A 23356-nucleotide genomic window follows, 5' to 3' on the forward strand; every position below is an offset into this window, starting at 1 on the left:
TTTAGCTCTTTTTATTTTCTCAGCATTTTATCAAGATCCATATCACCTAGAACCTCGAGAAAGTCCTTCATGAACGCCCGAAACTCGGATTCAGGTGGCCTTGTGAGAACCAGCTCAAGCTCATTTTCCATGAGCTCAGGGACAACGTTGAACCTGCCCTCCTGAATTGACTTCAAATTCATCCGGAGGTTTTCAGCGGTCCTTTCCGGACTGAACCTCATACTAAACCGTATCTTCTCGAGGGCCTCATCAATAACGTCCGAGTAATCATGACCCGCTCTGTAGAGCATGAAAACGTCGTAGAAATCCCTCAGCTTTTGAATTCTCCGGGTTAAAATGGCCCTAATCTTTTCGGCCAGAATTTCCTCAGGAGAATAAGCAGTGACGGGAAGCGTTGAGTACCGTTCAAGCTCCTCGAAGAAGTATGCCCTCTCTTCATTTTCAAGTTTAACCCCCTCAAGAAGCGTCTTGGCACTTACCTCCCTTTCCTCAAACAGCACTGGCTCGAAAAAGTTAACCTCAATCTTCACGACTTCACCCGTTGGCATGAACAGGTGAAAAAAGACTATCTTCCTGTTCTCGTTTCCCTCAAAGTGAACGAAGTTCCTGTTGTAAGAGTTTCCTTCAAAAGGCCTGAAGTTCAGGCCAAGCTCTTCGGCGGTGTAAGCGAGCTTTTCCGAGAGCCACCTCACCTCGGAGCTTATCAGCTTCCTCCTCCCCGAGCGGGAGAGCCTGCTCCTCAGCGGAAACGTGAAGTCGAGGTCAACGCTGAAGCGGTAATAGCCCAGGTAACACTTAACCAAGCAAGTTCCGCCCTTGAAGAGATACCGTCCGTAGAACCTCTCTTCCCCATAGAGTTCTCGCAGGATTGCGTGCAGGAGGACATCTCTTTTCACGAGTAGCGGTTTTTCGATACCGGTCTTCCGGATTATGAAGCCCGTGAACTCATCGCTTGGAAACAATGGCTTCAACCTCCTTTTGAACCGACTTTGGATATGCTTTAGAGTATTCTATCAGCTTTTCTTTTCTGACCTTTGCAATGTATTCCCTTACGACGGCATCTGCATTAAGGCGTTTGTTGTATCGTTTTAAATAAATGAAGTCCAGCAGGGTTTTTTCCGGGTCTGAATACTGAATTTCTCCGCGTTTGACCATCCCAAAGCCCAGGAGAGATTCCTTCAGCTTGACGAACTGGATCCTCTCGCCGAGAATTGTAACAGGTCTTGGCCTTGTTATCACCGGCGTTACCAGAAAAATCCGGGAGTAGTACTCGTAAGTTGCCCCGTTCAACCTCAGAGCCGTGTACAGGCCGAAGTACCACTTCAGCTTTAACTTATTCATGGCCTTTGCGATTAAAGTCATTGGATCTGGAGTCTTCCCGAACTTGTATTCTTCAAGGGTTTTCACGTAATAAACCCCGCGCAGGATCCTAACGAGGTAACCTCTGCTTATGTAGTAGTTCACAATGTATTCAAAGTCCTCCCCAAATCTTTCGCAAACTTCTCTCAGCTCTTCCCTTGTGATTACCCTCCCCTCATATCTCGAAAGAATGAACTGAGTTATGAGCTTCATGTTCAGAGTTATCAACTAACCCTTAAAAAAGTTAATGGTTAATTGACAACAGGGAAGGAGGATGTAACATGGGCTCCTTAGTCGCTGATTTGTTCATACATATTATGTTTCAAAACCACAAACAACTTAATAAAAACCTTTGAATTTTTGAGACAACATATGTCCTTGGATACTCCATTTACTATGTGAAGCCCCATCACTAGTGAAGGGGCCTTCATTGTTTAATTCCTACTACTCCAGCTCACCCCAGTAGTCCTCAGGAACGTTCACTCTAAGGCCCCATCTGCGGTCAAAACGGCCTTCTGGAGGCATTGTCGGGTCCAGTAGGGGAAAGCTCCTGAGACTCTTCTTGGGTATTCTTATCCCCCTCTCAAGACCAAGCCCAAGCTTCTCGCTGAGGAAACCGAGCCTCTTCAGAACTGCCGCATTTCTCATTTGCCCCGCATACGCCAAAAGAGTTTCTCTATCAAAAGTGCCATTTCTCAGTGCCTTCATGACCTCTATGATGCCTCCGCAGTGCTGGGGCTTGTCAAGGCAGTCAATTAACGTCTTTTCAGGGCTAGTAATGCTGACGTCTCTCCCGCCTATTCTGACGGTGTTCAGCCCAAAAAACTTGTGAGGCCTAACCGTTATGACCCTGAATCTTCGTCCGCCGATGCTTATCTCTCCGGAGCGCCCACTCTTCTTAGGAGTCTGGATGAACGTTGTTCTTGGAATCTGCTCGGTGAGTCCGTAGTAGTTGAGGGCGCTCCAGTAAGCTATCGCAGATGGCTTCACGATTAACGATGCCAGTAGGAAGTCGTCCACGGCAGGTGGCTGGTTGGGGTTAGGGGTTACTGCATAGATGCCCCTCGCGAGTCTTCTCAGAAACCCCTCCTTGGTAAGTTCTCGCAGATAGTAGTTCAGGAGCCTATCATCTATCTTTAGCTTGTTCCTTGCTTCCTTGACGGTAAATGCCTCTCCCAATTCCGTGAGCTTCCTAAGCACTTCCATCTTGTTCATTTCTTCTCGCCTTATGTTAAGTATTCTTGGTATTATCTGAGAAATTTTGAATTTAAGTTTTTGGTATCAAACGTAGTAGGCCTAAAGAAAGCTCCTGAGAACCAGAAACTAAAGCCAAACACATGAGAATATGTCCTCTTTCTGATCATGAAGCTGAAAGCTGACGAACTCTTCACCGGAAACTACCCCTGTTTAACGGAAACCGGAACCTTCATCAACTCTGATCTACTCATTTTATGTTGCGTGTCGGTGTTTATTGTGGAAGAATGGCTTTGTTAAGCGGAAATAGGAGAAGTGGGAATTCAGTAGCTAAGAGTTTACCAATGTAACAAAAATACAAAAACAGTCATCACAGAAAATGAGCAGGAGGATAAAAATGACCAAACATCACAGTTTCATCGCCAATACTTCTAAGCCACTCATTATGCTGTATTCTCTCAGTTAAATCTTTAACTAACTCTTCGTACTGTTCATATGGAACCTGATGCCACATAAGGAGACAAATAAGGTTCAAGACAACCCCATACACTTTTGGAAGCCATGTTTCTTTTCCATGGTACAGATTGTTTCTCCAATACGCGAGAACCCTCCAACCTAATAAACCATCCTTTTCCTTCCTCTCAAACCGTCCTAATGCCTTTGGGTAAGTCGCAAGCTCTTCCTTGACTTTAGGACCCCAGATCTCATCAACAAGATTCATAAAGTTTTGTAAATCTCGTTTAAACTCGCCAGGGATGTTTGAGTTCTCCCTTAGGAATTTATTCAGCTTTTGAACTAATGCTATCAGATTTTGGTCTTCTGCCCAGTCTCTTGAAGCCCCATATTTAACGCAGAGCTCGCGGAGAATGGCCTCAAGAACCAGAAACGACACGGAAGCAACTATGAATGGTTTATCCATCAAAAACTCCTGCACATGGTGATCAACGACGGTTTGAATAATCCTATTAAGCAAAGCTTTCTCACGAGTCGTTGGGGTGTGTATCAGCCTCATTAATGCCCCATGAAACGGCGTGAAAAAGTTGCCAGCAACCGAGTGAGGGATGCTTAGTTCTCTCCCAAAATGGATGAACACTTCGGCGCTCCAAGCCCAATACTCATAATGATCAATGCCTATCTGAATCTCGAGTTCTTTGGTTAGGTAGATGGGCAACCGTCTCTGGATCCTTAATGGTAAGTGGTAAACCGAACATGAGAACTCTCTTTTGAGAGTTGCAACAATTGAATCTTCAACGTCGAGGGGAGTTACCATGGTTTCAATATGGATATCTTTTAAATCAGGTGCCACAACAATATTGGACTTCTTGTAATACTCAACGTATTTGTCAACAGCGGTGGAAATTAATAACTCAACCTCCTTCTCGTCAATTTCACAATCCATGCAAACCACCAAAGATAATCGCGTCCTTAAGTGCAATAAACATTGTGTCATAGATAGTGGGGTGTGAACTGACTTTAATTAACACCGAAGAATTTGGTGTAAATCTAGACCCTATCAGATGGGATTAAAAGGAAAGGTAAAAACTAGTATGATGTGTGTTGAAAAAATACTTTGATAAGGAAACAGGTTCTAAACTCGGTCACAATAATTCGTTAAGAGAAAGCAAGAACAAATGGGGGAGTTTACTAATGGCACGACAAGATCTTAATGAGGAAATCAGGCAAGAATTCGAAGAAATCAAGAAGGAACACTTCAAAGGCTTCAGAAAAATATGGTTTGGAGACCTTCTAATAGCATTGACCTCTTCAGGTTTTATGATAAAAGAAGGAAAAGAAAAAGGTGTTCACTTAACAGGACCTTTCATAAGAATACTCGATGAGAAACATATTGCAATATGTGCCCATTTATCGGAGGAAAGGGAAGGTAGGAACGTTAAAATCCCAATTACAAACAAGGAAGGACGAGAAATAGGTAAAGAATTACAGATAATTGTCAATCTGGATAAGATTGAAAAGAGTAAAGATGATGAAGTAAAAGAGCTTGAGGAAAAGATAATTACAATCCTTATTTCCTTCCTCATAGAGAATTCGAGACCACTCGACGGATCTGAAATCTTGGAAATCGAAAACAAATACCTCTTACTGAAGTCTCTATTCCCGAGGGAATTGGGGGCACTCGCAAAACCAAAAAATAAGAAAACAGGAGAAATAAACTTAGAAGAATACATAACAGCCTATCTCAAGGACCAGATAATTACGCTCGAGGATTTGCCAAAAATAGGGTGGGCATACTTTGTGCAAATAAAACCTGAATTCAAACTGATTGGAGCTGTGTGGACATTACCTAAGTCATTTCTACCGGCATTCTTGCTCCCTATGGATGCAACTGAAAAGTCCCTCGACTCACTCTTCAGTGAACTATTAAGAACCCTTGAAGAAAATGGGTTCATAACAATAAGACCACCGCTTACAGAATGGGTGTAAACCAAACTCTGTAATACCGACATCTTTCGCAGACACCATTTTTAGTGGCCAAGCTATCAACGGATAACTGGAGTTGGGCTTAGGCTTAATAACACCCTTTGAACGACCTAACGCTAGTTTTTAAGCTAGTATGGTCTTGGAGATAACAAAAACCAAGTCAAAAACTTTATTTTGCTAATAGTTTTATTTCACATGGAGGTTAGACCATGACGAGAGTCAGTTCACTTTCACTAAAATATGCAATAAAGAATGAAAAGCTCCGCTTCTCTCCCGACCTCGAAAGGCTAAAAGAAAAGGGACCAAGCGCTGTTGACGAATCCCTGTTCGCAGTCGAGTTCTCAAACTTCCTGAGTGGAGACGCTCCAGACGTGTACACAGACCCAAGAAAGTTCTTTAGAGCGACGTACTTCACCCAAGAACTGAAGGACATCATCAAGTTTGCGGTCTCCCGCGTTAGTGGCCTAGAAGGCTCCCCTGCAATATTAGCTCTGGACACAACGTTTGGCGGCGGTAAAACACACACGCTAATAGCACTCTATCACCTCTTTAATGAGAGGAACGTTGCTGTGACTGTTCCGGAAATTAGAGAGCTCCTTCAAGAGGTTGGGATTTCAGAGATTCCGACAACTAAGATAATTCCAGTAGACGGGCATAGTATTGACCCATCCAAGGATTTGTGGGAAATACTTGGTGAGGCCTTGGGTAGCGAAGAACTAAAAGAAGGCCCCAAGGATGTTCCGACAATAAAGGAAGTCATTAAGAGCGTAGGACAGCCGGTTCTCTTCCTCTTGGACGAGTTGGTTGTGTACTTTGAGAAGATTGGCGCTTCCAGTGAGAGGGCTGATAGAAACAAAGCGTTTCTTCATTCACTTATGGTGGCCGTTGCGGGCCTTAAAACGCCCCTGGTCGTCATAACGATTCCCCAATCTCAGGCGTACAAGAGGGCATCCGAACTCTTGAGCAGCCTCGTTCAAATCCTTGAGAGGAGTGCTAAGAGCCTCTCCCCGGTATCAAAAGGCGACATTATTAAGATTCTCAAAAAGCGTCTCGTCGAACACGTGGATAGGAACTTTGCAAATAGGGTTGCCAAAGAAGTGGCGGTTCTCTATGGTTCGTACAGTGACACTACTAAAATAGATAAACTTGCAGAATCATATCCATTCAACCCAGAACTCGTCGAGGAAGTGTTCTTCGGGAGGGCAGCCCTCTTTGAGAACTTTCAGAAGACCAGGGCGATAATGAGAATAATGGCAAAAACGATAGTCAACATACTCGCCCACTTGGACGAGTTATCTGATACCAGCCTGATGATATCCGCAGGTGAGATAGACCTCTCTGAGGCCGCAATACGGGATGAGCTTACACGGCCCTTTGGAAACAACTTCAAGGAAATCGTTGAGGTTGACATTGCCAACGATAAGGGAGATGCACACGCACAGGAAGAGGACCGCAAGAAAGAGGGTCGGACTCGCTTTGGAACCCACACGAGAATAGCGACTGCCGTTTACCTGTATTCCCTCTACCCGGAAGTCCAGAAGGCCGGTGGAACCCCCAAGGACATCGTTAGAGTCCTCGCAGACGCTTCCCATAAACCCGGAACTGTGGAGGAGTACCTCACAAAGCTCTACAATGAGGTTTTGGTTCACCTCTGGCGCCACTCTGGGACCGGGAAGTACTACTTTAAACCTGAGGTTAACCCGAGGGCACTCGTTCGCAGGCATGCAAAGGACATAAAGGACACAGAGGTTCGTAAGAGCCTGTTGAAGACCATACCCAAGGTCTTCAAGAGCACGAACTACCTGAAAATACACATATTCGAGGACAAAGTGGAGAACGTTGAACCAAGGAGCCTCCATCTATTCCTCGCTGATTACGAGAAAGTCCTTGAGGAGTACAAGCGGGTCTCCCAGAGAGAGGAATTCGCGGGCAAGGAGAAAAGTACCATAGTCCAAGAGACGTTCAGCAGGATAATCAGCAGGATGATGGAGATAACAACCTCCAACAGGAATGCCGTTGTGATAGTGCTTCCCGACCCTGAGATGGTTCCAAAGCTCACGGAGGTCGTCAAAGAAAGAATCGCAGCTGAGAACCTGAAAAAAGAGCGCAAGGACATAAAGGACGAGCTATCTGAGATTGCCAAAGAGTACGAAGCCAAGACCCTTCAGATGTTGGTTGCCACGTACACCTCCGCCGCGTACTACAAAGGAAATGAAATCGTCATAATTCCAATAAGCTCCATTGTGTCAGAAGAGGCCGAGAAAAAACCGTATTCTGAGAGAATCTTTGAGGTCTTAGTAAGCAAGGGCAAGGTTCTGAAGACCGTAGGAGCTGATTACCTCAACATTGAGGATCTTATGGGGAGCAATGTGTACATCAAAGTCAAAGAACTGCTTGACAGGCCTGCTAGACTACCTAAATTCCCATACGTTCCGGCCACGTTTTTGAAGGAGGGGATAAAGAACCTCGTAAAAGAGGGAGAACTCGCCTATCTAAAGTGGTCCGATGGAGTTCCACTTGAGGTCGGGGAAATCAGTGCAGCGAACGCCGCAAAGCTTCTCGAAAACTTGAAACTGGGAACGGAGATATCTGAGGTCAGGGAGGGCGATTTCGTCCTCAGGAAGGAGTATGCCGAAGAGCTGATTGAAAAGGCCAAGCAGAAGAAGGCAGACGTGATAGCAGAGGAGATATTAAAGCACCTATCAGACGGCTACCGCAAGTTCCAGAACCTCGCACGGAGCCTTCCGAACTATGGGGACGAAGATTTGAAAGAGGCAATCAGAACGTCCCCCAAGTTGGAGGTCTGGAATGGGGAGGAAGGACTGTTCATAAGGGCAGTTAATGGAGAAGAGCTTGAGGAGCTTGAAAGAAGGGTATTGCTTAATGGCTTTGGAGGCCCGATAGAAGACTCAACAATCATCCTTACCTCAGAGCTTGCAGAGGACATTAAACGAAGATACATGAGAATAATAGATGTGGGTCCGGTGGTGCCTACTGGACCCACAGGACCCGATGAGCCCAAAGGTCCTAGAGAACTAACCGTTGAATGGCCTGAGAAAGGAGACCTCTGGAAAGGACTGAAGATTGCTGGCAAAGGTGAGCTCACGGACGACATGGGCAATGTCCTCGGCATTCTTGCGTTGCTTAACGTTGATGCCAAAGTAAGCCTCACGGCCAGAGGAGAGCGGGTTGACCTCAAGGTACGCGATGTGAAGACTGATGACGCCCAGAAGCTGGAAGAGGCGGCAAGGGCCGTTTCAGAGATTGAGGAGGACATTGATTACACCATAATTCTTGAGTTCTCAGGTGGAATCGAGATAAATGATGAGATACTTGATTACATTGAACCATTAAAGGACACGAAGTCCAAGAAGGAGTTCACCGTTGAGAGGGAAGCTTGATGGTCGCGATAAAGAACACGTGGTACGAACTCCGGAGAAAGGGCCACTATTACGAGCTCTACGAGCACTTTAGGAGTGAGCAGGAGAGCTACACCAACAGGCTTGCAAGGATAGGCCTCGGCAAGGGCCACATCCTCGAGGAACTCCTGAAAAAATTTGGCATTGAATTCAAGGGGAATGCCGAGATTTACGACGTAGTGCTCGCGATGAGACTTTACCTCGCGATGAGGGTCCTCGCCACCCTCAAAAGGCCGGAGTTGAAGTATGCCGTCCTCGATGCCGTTTCCTCTTTACCTGATGAGGAGGCCCTTTTCTGGGCATGGAAGGTCTCCTCGAGCAGGAGAGGGGTTACCGCCTTCAAGGTGCTGTACGAGATTCAATGAGGTGAAGGTCATGAAGAAGCTCATAATCGAGGAGTTCCTCCCAGTTGAGGAGATAAACAAAGAGGCGAAAAAAGAAAAACTTGGGAGGCCAGCGATCTTCGAGATGCACTATTACTGGACAAGGAAACCTCTGATAACGGCGAGAGCGGTTATCATAGGTTCCTTAATCGGCCTTAATGAGATGCCCTGGAAAGTTAACCCTAAAGCTTATGATAAGCTTGATGAGGCCTGCCACGCCAACTTTTTGGAGCTCCTCAAGCTCAACAAAAGTAAAAGAGCCCACAACTATGACCCGGACAGGGAGTTCCTCCTAAAGGCGATAGAGAAGACTTGGGGAGAAGTTCCAAAAGTCCTCGACCCCTTCGCTGGAGCAGGTTCGATACCCTTCGAGGTCTTAAGGGTTGGGGCAAGTGTCGTTGCCAACGATTACAACCCCGTCGCTTACTTAATCCTCAAGGCCACTCTGGAGTACCCGAAGAAATACGGCTGGAAGCTGTACGAGGACGTGAAAAAATACGCCAATCAAATCCTCAACGAGCTGAAAGAAGAACTTGGTCACCTCTACCCGAAGCACGACGGAAAGAACGTCGCGGCATACGTTTACTCCTGGGTCGTCAAGTGTCCATACTGCGGGTTCAAAACACCGCTTGTGGGAAGCTGGCAACTCTCCACTGAGAGAAAAAATGATGAAGGTAAGGTCACGCGGGAGGCCCACTACATCGACTACAAAATCCAAGGGAACGAGATTAAGTTTGAAATCAAAAAAGGGAAAGCTCCTCACAGTGGAAACGTCTCGAACGGTGTTTTCACTTGCCTGAAGTGTGGTGCCCAGATTTCCGACGAGTACGTTGCGGAATACATCAGGAAGCACGAGGAAGAGGTCATGATGGCGGTTGTCCTACTCGAAAAGCGGGGAAAGTCCTACGACGTCCCAAATGAAGAAGACCTAAAAGCCTTTGAAGAGGCCAAGAAGGAGCTCAAGAGGAACTGGCTGAGGTTTTACAGAGAAGGGCTCATTCCCGATGAGGAAATGCCTAAGGATTACCGTGTGGCTAGGTACACCCCCAAATACTATCAGCTCTTCAATCCGCGCCAGCTCTTCCTCATGCTGAAGTACGCCGAGAAGGCCAAGAAAATAGTGGAGGAGATAGCGAAGGAGGACGAGGAGTACGCAAAGGCAGTGGGCGTTTACCTTTCGTTCATCCTTACCAAGCATGTTGACTACAACAATAGAGCCACCAGTTGGAATTCGAGTTATGAAAAAATTTCACACATGTTCGCCCAACGTAGACCTTCGATGATGTGGAACCACCTTGAGGTTAACCCGTTCGTAAAATCATCGGGTGCCCTTCAAGGAATGATTAGAAACGTGCTCAACGGGTTAAAGTACGCGATTGAGAAGCTCTCTGGAACAGAAGGGAAAGTCGAAATCCACAACGAGTCAATCCTGCGCTTTAATCCGGGGAAGAAATTCAAGGTCATAATAACCGACCCGCCCTACTATGATGACGTCCCGTACGGAGAGGTCAGCGAGGTCTTCTATGTCTGGCACCGGCGGATAGTTGGGTGGCTCTTCGAGAAGGAGAGCAGACTCTTCAAAAACCGCAAGGTGGAGACCAAAGAGGAAATCGACGTCGGTGGCAACAGGGACAAAGAACATTTCAATAAGCTCTTTACTGAGGCGTTGAAAAAGCTCCACGAGCTCCTCGATGACGACGGGGTTCTTGTCCTATTCTTTGCTCACAAGAGCTCCAAGGCTTGGCACTTCGTTCTTGAGGCCCTCAGAAAGGCCGGTTTTGTAATTACGGCCACATACCCGATACACACGGAGAGCACTGAGAGTTCCGTTGCAAGGGGTAAGCGCTCCATCTACCACTCCCTCATCATAGTTACAAGGAAGAGAAAGGAAGACAAAACCGGGTTCATCGAAGAGCTAATGGACGAGATTGAAAGGAAGGTTGAAGAGAAGGCCAGGAAACTCGAAGGTTACGGCCTTAAAGGCTCTGACCTTCTCGTGGCTTCAACTGGTGCCGTCCTTGAAGTACTGACCCAGTATTCCAACCTGAAAAGTTATTCAGGAAAGGCCTCAACGGCCGACGCGGTTGAACTCGCCATGAAGTTCCTCGCCAGGTACATAGCCAAGAAGGTTACAGGCCTCGACAACGTTGACGAAATCACGACGTTTTACCTCTACCTTCGCCTGAACGGTATGGATGAAGTCGATTACAGCACAGCCAACCAGCTCATGAAGAGCCTCGGCATTGACGAGAAGCTCTTGGAAAAGAAGAAGCTGATACGCTATTCGAGCGGTGAGAAGGGGGGCAAAAAGGTTGTCCTTGAGAACTTCTACCGTGGGGACTCGGACCTTGAATTTAAGGGAGAGGACCCCCTTGAGGCGACCACGTTAATAGACTATGTCCACAAGGCCATAAGGGCTTTCGTGAGAAACGGCATCAAGGGACTCAAAGACGTTCTCAGTGAAGCACCATATCCCCAGAGTTCGATATGTAAGGTACTTGAGGCGTTGTCCTCCGTAAAATCCAGCTCCAAGAAGCAGGTTAATGAAGAAGTCAAGCTGGCACAGACGATTGTGGAGCACATGAAAAACCTTGGCATGTGTACTGGTAACTCAGTAATCGCTGAGAAGCGGGGTATCGAGAGGTGGGTGAAGTGATTGACTACGTCCGCTTTAGGGTGGGCGTGGATTCCAACTTCATTTTTACCCGCTATCTTTACGACCCCGTTACGGTCCTCGCGACGTCAAAGATTGACCTCTTGCCCTATCAGATTGAGGACTTCCTCACCCTCCTTGACATGGCTGAAACGGGAGAAGTCAGGGTCCTGCTCGCGTATGAGACGGGACTCGGTAAGACGATAGTCACTGGTCTCTTCTTAAAGGAAATGCTACTAAGGGACGAGAACCAGCGCGTTCTAATCCTTGTGCCCCCTAATGTTAGACGGCAGTGGAAGCGCGAGTTAAAGGAGAAGTTTAACCTCGAATTCAAAGTCGATTTTGAGCTTGATAAGAGCTTGAATCTGCTTGATGAGAGATGGCTGATAGCGTCCATGGACACCCTAAAACTCGAACATTGGAAGAGATTGATTGAGGAATACAAATACCGCTGGGATATTGTGATTGTAGACGAGCTCCACAGGGCCAAGGAAGGCAATCAGCGCGCCCAGTTAATCCAGCTGATAAGCGCGCGGACAAAGCATTTCATTGCCCTGACTGCGACTCCCCATGATGGGAAGGAGGAGAACTTCATATTCCGACTGAGCCTCATTAACCCCAGCGTTGACGAAAGCAACTACAAGGATTTCGTTCGACAGTACGTGATAAGAAGGATAAAGCGTGAAGTAACCGACTTGAACGGGAGAAGGCTCTTTCCACAACTCCCAATAACAAGGACGGTGGAGATTGAACCCACACCCGAAGAACGCGAGTTTTATCGAGCGGTTGAGGAGTACATAAGGCACTACTACAGGCTCGCCAGTCAGGAGAACAACCGGGCCATAGGGCTTGTAGCTACTGTAATCGGTCGCACTGTGTCCTCGAGCATCCGTGCAGGTGTTGCTGCCTTAAAGAGGAGGCTTAACAGGCTGACAATGGAAGCGGCGGACATTGCAACTGAAACGTCACAAATTGACCCCGATAAAATTCTCAGGGAACTCCAGGAGGCAATGGAAGAGGCTGATGATAAGACGGTTGAAAAGCTCAGGAAGGAGATAATCAACTTTATCCCTCCCCAACTACGTGATGAGCTCAAAGTAGAGGAGGAACGCCTAAAGAGGCTCATTGAGATGGGTGAATCGATAATTCAGCGGGAGCGGATAGACACCAAGGCCAAAGAGCTCTTAAAAATTGTTGAGGAGCACGTGGAAAAGGGAGAGAAGGTTATCATATTCACGGAGTACCTCGACACGCTGTTTTACCTCAATGAAATCCTTGGAGAGAGATATGGGCCAGAGAAGGTAACCCTAATCCACGGTAGCATGAAACCTGAGGAAAAAGACGAGAGCGTTAGGAAGCTCTGGGCTGAGGACGGGGCGTCAATCTTGATTGCAACCGATGCAGCTGGAGAATCCCTTAACCTTCAGGCCGCTAACGTTGTCATAAACTACGAAATACCTTGGAACCCAGTCGTGTACATCCAGAGAATTGGTAGAGTTTACAGATATGGACAGAAAAAGCCTGTAATTTTTATTTACGGAATTCTCCCTGTCTTTAAAGTGGAAAGGCGCGTTTTGGAGGTTGTACTTGATAAGATTAACAAAATCAAGGCAGACTTTGACTTGGGAAGTGCAGAGATTGTAGGTGAGATAATCTCGCAGAAGGAGATTGAGAAAGTGATAATGGAGACCTACGCAAACCTCTTGGACACGGAGGAGGCAAGAGAAAAGATTAGCAGGGACTTTGAGGAAAAGAGGAGGTTACTCAATAAAATTAAGGAGGCTCTAAGCAAGGCGAAGGCAGTCCAGAAACACGTTCGTCTTGAACGCCTTCTGAAGGACAAAAACGTGCTTGAATTGGTAACAGAGCAACATGTTATTCGTTACCTCCAATACCTGAGGGAGACAGGCCTCGTTTATGGTTCCATTGGGGGCCAGTTTGGGCACATGTGGATTAATGATAAAGAACCCAATTTCGACAACATAAAACTAAACAAGAAGCAGGTCAAAGCCATTTGGAAGCGGGTTCAGGGGGCATCTGAAATCGTGAGGCCAAATCTGGACGACCCCGGTGCTATGAAGGCCATACTCTTAGGATTAGAGAGCGAGGGGGTTGCGGCATTCCTGTGGGAGGGAGAGACCCTTTACGGGGAAGTTAGGACAGTCACGTTTACTGACAGCCTTGGAACTGTTGTGGAGGAAATTCCGGTAGTTGTTTTGGAGAACGGGGATGTGAAACCTGTAACTTGGCTCAAAGAGCTCGAGGTTTTCGACGAAATCGACCATGATAAAGTCAAAGAACTGCTCCAAAAACAATTGGATACAAGGGTTGCCATTAATTCAGAGCTCATAAAGTACTTCCGCAGAGAAGTTCATGAGTCAGTCAAAAACCGCGCTACCCTGCTGATAGGGAAGTACCACTCCAAGATACGTAAGGTTAGCTCCGATACTAAGCTTGACAAGTACATAAGGGAGAGGAAGCTCAAAGAACTGAGAGAGAAGGTTAAACAGGAAATGAACCGGAAAAGAGCAGTGGAAGTATCCTTCTCAGAGAAGCCCATTGGGAAAGTTCTCCTAATTGGGGTCAATGACGCGAATAAGTTCACCATCAAAAAACCCGGTGGGGAGTCTAAACCGTTTGACCCCGAACTCTGGAGGAGGAAAAAGGAGGTTGAACTTGCGGCTATGGCAGTTGTTGAATGGTGGGAGGAGCACAAGCTTGGAAGAAACCCAAAAGATGTCTCCGCAGATGGAAGGGGTTATGACATTGAAAGTGTGGGGGAGGACCATGAGACTTTTTACGTCGAGGTCAAGGGGTTTAAGGGAGAGCCTGTCAAGGTCGAACTCACGGAAAACGAGTATTATGCGGCATCATATTACAAGGATAAGTACCTCCTCTACATTGTTCCCCACGCAACTGAGAACTACCAACGTATCCTCCAAGGACTTGAACCTGAGGAGCCGATAATAATTCCAGACCCAGTAAACAATCTGAAGGATTTCATTGAGATTGAATGGAAACCACGGTATGTTATTAACCTCCCGAAAAACATCAAGAGCCAGAGTAAAATATTAAGGTAATCCTCAACAAGTTTGATTTTATTTACCTAATGGGTTTTTGTATCCAAACATTTGCTTAATCAGTGGCCATATGTGGAAATCTTAAGTGTTGGCTGATGTGGGTTCGTTTAAATACTCCTGCCCTTTAAAATAGAGTGTTTGCTTTTCTACTATTTAAACATACCTCCACAGACCCCTATTTTGGCTCCACCATGTTTAAATACGTCATTTTTCAAATTGAAGGACGGTGGGAGCCATGGATGGGTGATGAAAATGTTGTCGTACTCAGGTACCGGGCCAGCAGCGCTCGATATGTAATCCGGAGTGATGACATTGAGGAACTGCTCGCAGATTATTTATCCACCCATAGAATCTCAAGAGAGTTTCAGAAGGAAATTGAAAGGTATGTCTGGCAGTTTTTTGAGTTTACAAAGACAGGTCACCTAAAAAGAGGGAGTAAAATATCACCCCCCTCCCGGAGAGAGGAGTATGTAGTTTCGAGAGAGATATTGGAGAAGTACGTAGTGAAGCTGGCTCAGCTGGAATATTCAAGCTCCTCTATCGTAAAGAGACTGCAGGTTATTGTTATGGTGTTGAGAAGAATGGGGATACCTGAGTCTGTGATAGACGTGCTCAAGCATCCAATGAAGGAGGCCAACGTTGCAAGAAGGATAGAACAGGAGGAAAACACCCCTTCACTGGAGGTTGATGATGCAAGGGAATTCTTCAAGAGGCTTGAGCTTCTATTTAAAATGGGAATGCTGCCTGAAAAAAGGTACATTAAAGCGTTAACATTCGCATTACTGCTATTTGCGACGGGAAGGAGAGTTAGTGAGATAATCCAAGTGAGAGTCCAGGACATTGATTTTAAGAAACACACAATCAGAATACCTGCATCTCATACAAAGGAGGGAAAGCTCCAGAAAGTAACCTCAGGAGAGAAGATAGTCTTCATGACCCGGGAGGCAGAGGCAGCACTTAGATACTACCTTGAAAAATATGGTGAGGATGTAAAACGCCAGAACGGCTATCTATTTATGACTCCCGGCAAAAAGAGTTTAAAAGACACGTTTCTCCATAAAATAATCAAGATGAGCGGAGAATTCGAAGACATCGGGTTAAATCTGGATTTCATCATAAGTGACGGCTTTCATGAGTTTAAGCCAAAGTATTTTAGAAAGCTCTTCATCCAGCTTTGGGAGAGGAGGGCTTCAGAACTGCGTTTAATGAATGAAAAGGTGCTGGCAGCCGTGCGAAAACTCACAGGTCACAGACCGCTAACTGATGTTCACAGGATAAACTACGCTAAAATAACAATGCATGAGCTCTGGGAGTATTATGAAAAGCTTTACTATGATATCAGCGTGCTTACGGAGGAACAGAAGAGGATGGTAGTATTAAAAGATAAGAAGTTGGCAAGGGCAAAAAGATGGAATCAATCAAAAAACGTCCATGTAAGAATAGGGACATCTTACGGACACAGGCATTCTCAGAGTTTTCCAGCTTCAGTCTCGTGGTACTTAGCTTTTTCTTAACTTTTCTTTTTGTTCCTTTGATTCACAATATCACGAGTCACTACGACAAAACAGGCCACAAGTATCCTTTCACGGTCTCAGATTGAATGCGCTGAAATTAAATCCAATTTTTCAATTAAATCTCGCGTTAATTCGACAAGTTCAATGTTTCATCTACCTTTCACACAAATGGGTGATTTAGATGTGTAATAATAAAGATATCTTGGCCATCTTGGAGCTTAGATTTGATAGTGCAAGGAGAAAAGCCCATAAATACGCCGCAAACATTGCTACCTCTACAAATTTGCGAGAAAAGCACAGGAACGAGGTAGAGATGGCTTACCATACTGGAAAGGCAGAGGCATATGCCGAAATCATCAACCTTCTAACGGATGGTACTACCGGAATAAGCGAACTCAAAAACCTGATAGAGAGAACCGCAACTGAGGTGCTACAGCTACATAACTTGAAACGATTAAAAGGAGAGATAAACAATTTCAAAGCTAAAGACGGCTTTGAAGACGGAGTTGAAGCGTTAAAAGAGCGACTAATTCGCGTCATTGATCCGGAAGGCTTTAAAGTTAGTATTTTGGTATTAGATAATAAAGATGACTGAGAAATTTGTGGATCTTTGTTTTTCTCTATTTTGGCATTTCAATCCACCATACTCATTCATAGCTGGGATTAATGTTCTGCTTCTCAGAATTTGTGTGGGGGTTTGCGGTGTTTCGCCTCTCAGATTTGATTTCAAAATATCGCACCAAGAGATATTTGAAGGAAATAAGGACTAAAAAGCCCTCATTATCGGAGTACTACGCGATGTACCGCACGGGTAAGAAACTGAGAGAGTTGACTGGGAATGATATCGAAAATGCAGAAAGAGAGCTGATCCCTTTAGTACTCAAATACTACCTCGATACGAGGCTAACATGGGAGGAAATAGTGGAGAATCTCTTGAGAGACCTGCGTGAGTTTTACTTCTACTTTTGTAAACGAAAAAAGCATCTGGATGTTGGCACTGTGGAGGATGTTCTAAGACTGGTTCGCGGCCAGTATTCCATCAAAGAAATGTTAAGATGGTGTAGAAATCCAGTTCCGAAAACGAGGTATGCTTTCTGGGCACTCCTGAAGAGAACAAAACCGAATGATATTCAAAGAGTCATTGAGCTCAACCTCTTGTCAAAAGAGGAGATTCTGGACGCTTACAGGAGACGGGAACGGAAACTAATCCCTGCCGTTAAAGAAGCAATAGAGGAGATACTTAAACCGGAGAGACCCCTTCATAAAAAGTCCAGAAAAGTTTCAAAGAAAAAGCGGGCAAGAGGAATAGATGTTTTCGGGGCCTATCTCGAGGTAACTAATCAAAATTCAGTTTCTTATTTAAAAAGACTTGAAATTGAACATGAATTTAAAACATCCTTTGCTAGGGTTTGGTTTGCTTCTCAGAACAGAGAAGAGCGATTGGAGAAGCTTGATGAAATTTTTCCTGGTTTAACTAAAAGAGTTGGGTACACAAAGCTCTGGGAGTACGTGAGGACTGAAATTGACGAGTTCATACTTGTTGAAGCTTTATCACGTGAACAGATTGCTGATTACCTTGAGAGGAACAAATGGAGGCTTGGAAGAGTCCTGAGAGGAAAGTTTGAGCGGGCCCTAGAGCTTCTAGAGAGGTCGTACATGTAGATTTTGTTGTTTTCTGGGATATTTCTTAACATTGAATGGAACCAGAGACATAGCTATGTTTAATTTTGACATTGAATTATAGCATGACGGGGGGATTTTCAGTGGCCTCCCAAACCGTTAAAATCTCAAGACGAGGTCCGGGACGGCCGAAAATCCGCGATACGGAGACTACAACATTAAACTTAGACAGAAAAGTTATGGCTCTCCTTAGAGAAATGTCAGTAAAATACAGGATGCCTATCAATCATGTCATTGAGACACTTGTGCTTTCAGCTACGGGAAACACATACCCATTAGAGATTAAGGAGGAGAATGAGAGGCTTAAAGAACGTTTAACAGAGTTGGAATCAGAAATTAAGAAGTTAAAAGGGAGATGTGGTGCAGAGAGTTTGTATGCGAGAAAAGTGAGAGAGTTGCGCGAAAGAGCACAAAGCATTCTGGGAGAATATGGGGAGATGAAAGTATTTGAGCTTGTTATGAAACTCTTTGGAATTCCACGAGGTGAGAGACTTCACAACAAAATTGAAGAGTTCTTAAGCGAGTATTTTATCGAAACTGATAACAAATCCCTGACTAGTAAGGATCTAGGGCTTGTGATAATCAAAACATCGACAGGTATGGCAGGATGGATTGTCAAAAAACTCGAAGATGCTTGAGTTCGTTATTTCTTTATTTATTTTTTACTTCTTTTGATAGTTGCCCTCACTTTTTGAGTTTCAATGGATTCTTGCCTGCTTGGATTCTCACTTAGTGGCTATTTACTCGCTGAAGAAATAATATTTACATAAATAAATAATCGGTTCAAAAGAGAAATTTTGATCTATTTCACCTGTCATTCAGGGAAACACGAATTCAAAAAACTGACACAAATCCGGTTTCTAGACTGTGGGGAGAATATCAAAGTCTTATGAGGCAATTTAGCAATGAACTGGGTGTAACGTCCAAATTCCGTCTTATCCTCGGAGTTTTCTTTTCAGCTAAATTCAATATTGGTGTTGTCCTAGAGAGATAGGGGGAGATACAAATGGGCCACAATTGTGTTCGGTACTTCAACTGTGTTGAATACAACGTTAGGAGGGGCCAGCTGTGCACAAGAATCTGTACCAACAAGGAACTGGCCAAGCTAGTTAAGCGCAGGAGGTTTATTGTGGTTTCCGATGACTACACAAAGGATGCAATTATTCGATTCATGGAGAATGAATTGCTCCGGAGAGGAAGGGTTGGTGATGCCAGTCTCCTGAGTGCAACTGCTGGGGAGTACACACCAAGAATTGCCAATGCCTACTACAACACCTCCAGTGTAATGGTTGCGGTTGAGACATATGTTACTACAGATTGCTTACTAAGGATTGAGTGAAGCTCTATCTTTCTTTTTGCTTTTTTAGACACATCAAGGATAAAACTGATAAAACTACACCATTTTGAGACCACTTCTCCTCTGTCGTGTGAGCTTGTGAAGTCCATACTTATTCATAAAGGAAAAATCAAAGGAAATAATGGTGACGAGAGTAGTATCTTTCATAACCTCTAAGCTTGCCTGTTTTTATGTCTTTGATGATCTTTTTTACGTTGTTCTCAATATCGTGCTCTGCTTCCTCTGTTGTTATCAAGTAATCAGCTACACCTAGCTCTTTGTATTTTTTGAATTTTCTAAGCCATCTGCTCCGATACTCCATGTTGTCCATCATTCCAAGGTGTTCCCAGTAATATTCATAGCCGTTGTAAATTATCTTGAAGTCAGGTAGCAGGTATTCCCTGCTGAAATCTTTGGGCTCATATTCAAATTCTACACCAAGGTCATCTAGCGTCTTTGCTATTATCATTTCAATCTTGGATCTAACATACAGTGTTTTGCCATTCCTGAGTGTCACTTTGTAAGGCTTTGATGCTGAGGGTCTGTACTCAAAGAGGAGAGTTGTTATGCCATCTATGGCAGAATTTCCATGAACTGATACCAGAAACTCATAGAAACTGTTCCGGAGGTTCTCGTGAATAAATAGGTAGAGCTTTTTCTTTGCCCTTGTAATTCCCGTGTAGATTAGTTCCCTTGTGATGTACTTTGAACGTTCTGAGAGTACCAAAATAACGTTTTCAAAATCGCTTCCCTGAGCTTTATGTACGGTTATTGCATATGCAGGTGAGAAGCCTTCTGCATTTGTCTCTGTTCCCGGGATTGTTAGAGTTCGCTTAAGAGACTTTACATGGTGCCAGTAACTCTTCCAGTACCATGATCGTTTTTTGGGGGAGGATTTGCCTGCAATTGTTTCAACAAGCTTTTGGAGTTCATCTATGTCATAGAACTTGAAGTTGTTGGTTCCATCCTTTGAAATAATGTACCCAATTGAACCATTAGCTAGTGCAAGGATTCTTAAATCTCCAATATTCCAGTATTGGTTCTCTTCACATATTATTTTTGTCCCGGGTTTAAATGCCCCTGCCCTTAAGGTATCTCCGACAATTTGATAATTGATGCCCAATGTTCCAAATCTGCCTACTCGCCGGGGAGCTAGTATCTGGAGTCTGTCCAAGTGAGAATAGTCAAAAGTTCCATTTGGCTCAAATAGTTCAATAAACAGTTCACTGATCCGTGTGTTTTCCTCAACATTTGCTGAGGTTAACTTAGCCAATATTTCTTTCAGCTTTTCTGTTAAATCTTCATAGGACTCAAAGTAGACGACCTCTAATGTCCCGTCTTGAGTCTGAAAGACATCGTCTAAGTCCTCGAGAGGTATCATCTCGCCCTCTCTAAACAGTGCAGCTAACTTTTCAATCCCCGAAGAACCAGCGTTGGCACTTGAAAATCTCAGGTTAGTTTGAAGTTCCACGTAATTTTCTTCCCGATTGTTTGCTTTCAGGTTGTTTACAATATCCACTAACGGTCGGCCAACTCCAATTGGGGGCAACTGCCTATCATCTCCAACAAGGATAACACGTTCCACTGCTCTTGGATCTATGGTCGCAAACAACAGTGCAAGAAGCACTTCATCGACCATTGATGCTTCATCGACTATTACAACTTTGGGGGTTATGGTCTTAGAGCGTACAACTTGTGCAGTTCTAACGAATTCTTGGAAAAGATTGTAGTTTCCATCAAGAATCTTAGAGATGTAGTTCGAAAGGTCACGAGGGAACTGATAAAGATATCTATGTATCGTTGAAACTAGAATACGGGAATTTTCGGGATTTATCCCCTCTTTCTTGAGCCTGTCCCTAATTACCAAGCTGGCTTTTCCAGTAGGAGTTACTATGAGTATTGGTTTTCGTTCATAATTGAAGTGCTTTACCAAGTTGATGATAGCTGCGGTTTTTCCACTCCCTGCACTACCGAGAATCACCGAAAACCCATTCCCAAGAGCTGAGCTGTAAAGTTTCCGTCTTTCTTGAGTGAATATCATCTGAGAGTGCGGATCTAGCTGATTCCCAAACCTTTCAATGTCCCACCCAAGTAACTCTTCCACAATAGTGTCAGGAATAGAATACACCTTTGAGAGTAGCGTGTTCACGAATTTCTCGATATGGTCCTCAATTTTTCTTAAGGATCTCAACTGGTACAATTTTTTACCGTTTATTGTGTAGACCAAGAATCTCATCCTGAATTCAGACTCGTTCTCATATTCATCAAGGAGATCCTCGTTGATTTTGAGTTCTCTGTCTATGTAGTAGAGAGGGTAGGCCTTGATTCGCTCCATAACTACCTCTCTTGAAAGGGCAGAGTTGCCTTCAACTGAGGCGCTTTCCTTTAATATCATCGTTATCAATGCTGAAACTCTTTCTATTGAAGTAGCACGAATCACCATAGGTGGCTTCCAGCTAACAAATTCTGGATCGGGAAACATAGGTATGTCTATCTGATAAAGAGAAATGCCATAATCGTTATCTTCAATGCGCCAGTTGTCGTTTTGGGGCTCATAAAGATATTCCCCAAGTACCCTGTAAGGATTTTCGCGATATTTGTTGACTCTCCCGAGGATCTTGGTGAATTGGGGTTTTGAAAAGTCAAATTGAGACAGAAATTCAATTGTTGAGTATTCGTCCTTTAGATGCCTGACTATTATTTCAAGTTTCAGGTCCAAATCCTCTGACTCTAAAGAGCTTATGTTGTCAGGGCTTTTTAGGAACTCCTCCACGTTACCAAATTTCTGAAGTATCAAAGAGTAGAACTCGCCAACTACCTCAGAGCTTTTAGTTATCTCATCACTAACAAGAACCTCCATTAGATTGCGAAAACCTGGATATTTTCCGCGAGTGCCCCAAGCGATTCTAAGGAGATGTGTTATTCTCTCTTTTAGCAGTTGTACCTCCTTGGCGTCAATAATACCGTGTTGCTCAACGATGTCAAGTTTACGTCTAAGCTTGTAGAGAAGATAGATGGCCTTGTCGGAGGGAACATGCATAGAGACATATTTAAAATGGGGAATTAATGTGGGATCTCTAATGCTCACAGTAATCTCCTGTAAAATCTTTTCTTTTTCTTCTTCTGGAATCTCAAGGGCCAAGTACTCATGATAAGGCAACAAAACTATTGTCTCTGGATCGACATCAATCCTAAACTGCCAAGCAATTTTTGGGAAGTACCTAGTTCGCCAATTTTTGTTTTTCTCCTCGATGAGTTCGGGAGGCATCTCATACTCGGAAGGATATCCAACATTTCTTACCAGTGCCGCGCCTAGCAGTAAGTACCTTCTTTCGTCACCGTTAACTGGATTCCCATAGTTGGCATAGAAGAACACAATAGAACTTCCGGGTTTGATTTTTCCGATGTACTCTCTTACCCTGTCTTCTAAGTCGGGAGGATACCTGTATTGACCTTCTTTTCCATCGAGAGATAGCTTAAAGTTCCATGTGTAGATGGAGTTGGGTCTTAGTATTGCATCTATCGGAGGGACTTTTTCTCCAAATTTTGGATTATTGTCAGAAAACGGATGGGGATCTTTAACACTACAGTCAGCGTTTCCATTTAAGTTTATGCACCAATAACACGGGGGGGCATAGCCAGTATCCTTCCAAACTTCACAAATGTCTTTCCCTGCAACCTTTTGCTCTAGTTCTAAATTCCTACGTCTCTGGATCCTAGAGGACAAAAGAGAGTAACTATCAATACAGTAAACGTTTTCTTCAGGTTTATCACATATTTTCCCATTCCATTTGTTGTCATGCCATGCAAATCGAACAGCCACGTGCACAATGACCCCTCCATACTTTAGTAGTTGTTATCTAAGACAGGAACTACTTAAAAAGATTGCCAAAAAGTAACTAAGTGAATTCAAAATTAGTACAACTCGAAGTACAAACCCCTTCTCACGAGGCCAAGACTTGACACCAACAAAGTTATTCTTAAAATCGTGGGGGGATTTGTCTATCTTTTTCAAGTCACTTGGTGGTTGGACTGCAGGTCTCGTGACCCACCAGAAATTCGAACTTTTTACAGAACTTCTTCATGTCTAGACAGAAACCACAAAAAGCCTTATTAGGGCCCCAGTGCATAATTACAGGTTGAAAACGTCCTGTGGTGGCGGCCATGAGAAGGCGTAGGAATGGTTTGAATTTCGAACAGAACGACTGGGTCATGGGACAATATGGTGGTCCCGCGACCCCCTATGAAGAAGAGACAGAAGGGTCTTATTCGCCCGAAAACATGGAATTGTTCATGGAA

At 44.5% G+C, this 23356-nt stretch carries 15 protein-coding genes; 10 read left to right on the forward strand and 5 right to left on the reverse strand.

The features are described 5' to 3' along the window. Positions 1-11: 11 nt before the first annotated feature. From ACZ5ER_RS02150 to ACZ5ER_RS02165, 4 genes are all read right to left on the reverse strand, one after another. Complete coding sequence (locus ACZ5ER_RS02150; RefSeq protein WP_464934696.1) at positions 12-962, reverse strand: nucleotidyl transferase AbiEii/AbiGii toxin family protein; 951 nt, start codon at positions 960-962, stop codon at positions 12-14. Continuing rightward, a complete protein-coding gene (locus ACZ5ER_RS02155; RefSeq protein ID WP_464934697.1) occupies positions 946-1572 on the reverse strand; it encodes a type IV toxin-antitoxin system AbiEi family antitoxin domain-containing protein in 627 nt (208 codons plus the stop codon). Before ACZ5ER_RS02155 ends, ACZ5ER_RS02150 begins: the two co-directional genes overlap by 17 nt. Positions 1573-1803: 231 nt before the next feature. Continuing rightward, complete coding sequence (locus tag ACZ5ER_RS02160) at positions 1804-2574, reverse strand: type IV toxin-antitoxin system AbiEi family antitoxin domain-containing protein (protein ID WP_464934698.1); 771 nt, start codon at positions 2572-2574, stop codon at positions 1804-1806. A 349-nt stretch (positions 2575-2923) separates the two neighbouring features. After that, complete coding sequence (locus ACZ5ER_RS02165; protein ID WP_464934700.1) at positions 2924-3952, reverse strand: hypothetical protein; 1029 nt, start codon at positions 3950-3952, stop codon at positions 2924-2926. Positions 3953-4110: 158 nt separating this feature from the next. On the opposite strand from ACZ5ER_RS02165, the gene ACZ5ER_RS02170 reads away from it, so the two are divergent. From ACZ5ER_RS02170 to ACZ5ER_RS02215, 10 genes are all read left to right on the forward strand, one after another. Then, complete coding sequence (locus ACZ5ER_RS02170) at positions 4111-4995, forward strand: hypothetical protein (protein ID WP_464934701.1); 885 nt, start codon at positions 4111-4113, stop codon at positions 4993-4995. Between the two features lie 206 nt (positions 4996-5201). After that, entirely contained in the window at positions 5202-8393 is a 3192-nt protein-coding gene (locus ACZ5ER_RS02175; RefSeq protein ID WP_464934702.1) for a hypothetical protein, read from the forward strand. Then, positions 8393-8776 carry a hypothetical protein gene (locus tag ACZ5ER_RS02180; RefSeq protein ID WP_464934703.1) on the forward strand — a complete coding sequence of 128 codons (384 nt, stop codon included), beginning with the start codon at positions 8393-8395 and terminating at the stop codon, positions 8774-8776. The genes ACZ5ER_RS02175 and ACZ5ER_RS02180 overlap by 1 nt, the downstream gene beginning before the upstream one ends. A gap of 10 nt (positions 8777-8786) precedes the next feature. Then, positions 8787-11450, forward strand: a complete 2664-nt coding sequence (locus ACZ5ER_RS02185) for a DUF1156 domain-containing protein (protein WP_464934704.1) — start codon at positions 8787-8789, stop codon at positions 11448-11450. Continuing rightward, positions 11447-14527 (forward strand): helicase-related protein, encoded by a 3081-nt coding sequence (locus ACZ5ER_RS02190; RefSeq protein WP_464934705.1) that lies wholly within the window; start codon positions 11447-11449, stop codon positions 14525-14527. Before ACZ5ER_RS02185 ends, ACZ5ER_RS02190 begins: the two co-directional genes overlap by 4 nt. Before the next feature lie 239 nt (positions 14528-14766). Then, positions 14767-16041, forward strand: a complete 1275-nt coding sequence (locus ACZ5ER_RS02195; protein WP_464934706.1) for a tyrosine-type recombinase/integrase — start codon at positions 14767-14769, stop codon at positions 16039-16041. Positions 16042-16243: 202 nt separating this feature from the next. Continuing rightward, on the forward strand, positions 16244-16636 hold the full coding sequence (locus ACZ5ER_RS02200; RefSeq protein ID WP_464934707.1) for a hypothetical protein: 393 nt from the start codon (positions 16244-16246) through the stop codon (positions 16634-16636). 107 nt (positions 16637-16743) lie between these two features. After that, the gene (locus ACZ5ER_RS02205; RefSeq protein WP_464934708.1) at positions 16744-17703 is read left to right on the forward strand and encodes a hypothetical protein; all 960 of its coding nucleotides are present in this window, start codon (positions 16744-16746) and stop codon (positions 17701-17703) included. 101 nt (positions 17704-17804) lie between these two features. Then, positions 17805-18359, forward strand: a complete 555-nt coding sequence (locus ACZ5ER_RS02210; protein ID WP_464934709.1) for a hypothetical protein — start codon at positions 17805-17807, stop codon at positions 18357-18359. A 368-nt stretch (positions 18360-18727) separates the two neighbouring features. After that, the gene (locus ACZ5ER_RS02215; RefSeq protein ID WP_464934710.1) at positions 18728-19060 is read left to right on the forward strand and encodes a hypothetical protein; all 333 of its coding nucleotides are present in this window, start codon (positions 18728-18730) and stop codon (positions 19058-19060) included. 127 nt (positions 19061-19187) lie between these two features. Here the strand turns inward: ACZ5ER_RS02215 and ACZ5ER_RS02220 are convergent, their stop codons facing one another. Next, entirely contained in the window at positions 19188-22886 is a 3699-nt protein-coding gene (locus tag ACZ5ER_RS02220; RefSeq protein ID WP_464934711.1) for an AAA family ATPase, read from the reverse strand. Between the last annotated feature and the right edge of the window lie 470 nt (positions 22887-23356).

This window comes from Thermococcus marinus (genome assembly GCF_055389025.1).

Excerpts from the sequence above, each read along its gene's own strand:
- ACZ5ER_RS02195 (WP_464934706.1), top strand. The coding sequence starts at position 14,767 with ATGGGTGATGAAAATGTTGTCGTACTCAGGTACCGGGCCAGCAGCGCT.
- ACZ5ER_RS02160 (WP_464934698.1), bottom strand. The coding sequence starts at position 2,574 with ATGAACAAGATGGAAGTGCTTAGGAAGCTCACGGAATTGGGAGAGGCA.
- ACZ5ER_RS02215 (WP_464934710.1), top strand. The coding sequence starts at position 18,728 with ATGGGCCACAATTGTGTTCGGTACTTCAACTGTGTTGAATACAACGTT.
- ACZ5ER_RS02180 (WP_464934703.1), top strand. The coding sequence starts at position 8,393 with ATGGTCGCGATAAAGAACACGTGGTACGAACTCCGGAGAAAGGGCCAC.
- ACZ5ER_RS02185 (WP_464934704.1), top strand. The coding sequence starts at position 8,787 with ATGAAGAAGCTCATAATCGAGGAGTTCCTCCCAGTTGAGGAGATAAAC.
- ACZ5ER_RS02165 (WP_464934700.1), bottom strand. The coding sequence starts at position 3,952 with ATGGATTGTGAAATTGACGAGAAGGAGGTTGAGTTATTAATTTCCACC.
- ACZ5ER_RS02175 (WP_464934702.1), top strand. The coding sequence starts at position 5,202 with ATGACGAGAGTCAGTTCACTTTCACTAAAATATGCAATAAAGAATGAA.
- ACZ5ER_RS02155 (WP_464934697.1), bottom strand. The coding sequence starts at position 1,572 with ATGAAGCTCATAACTCAGTTCATTCTTTCGAGATATGAGGGGAGGGTA.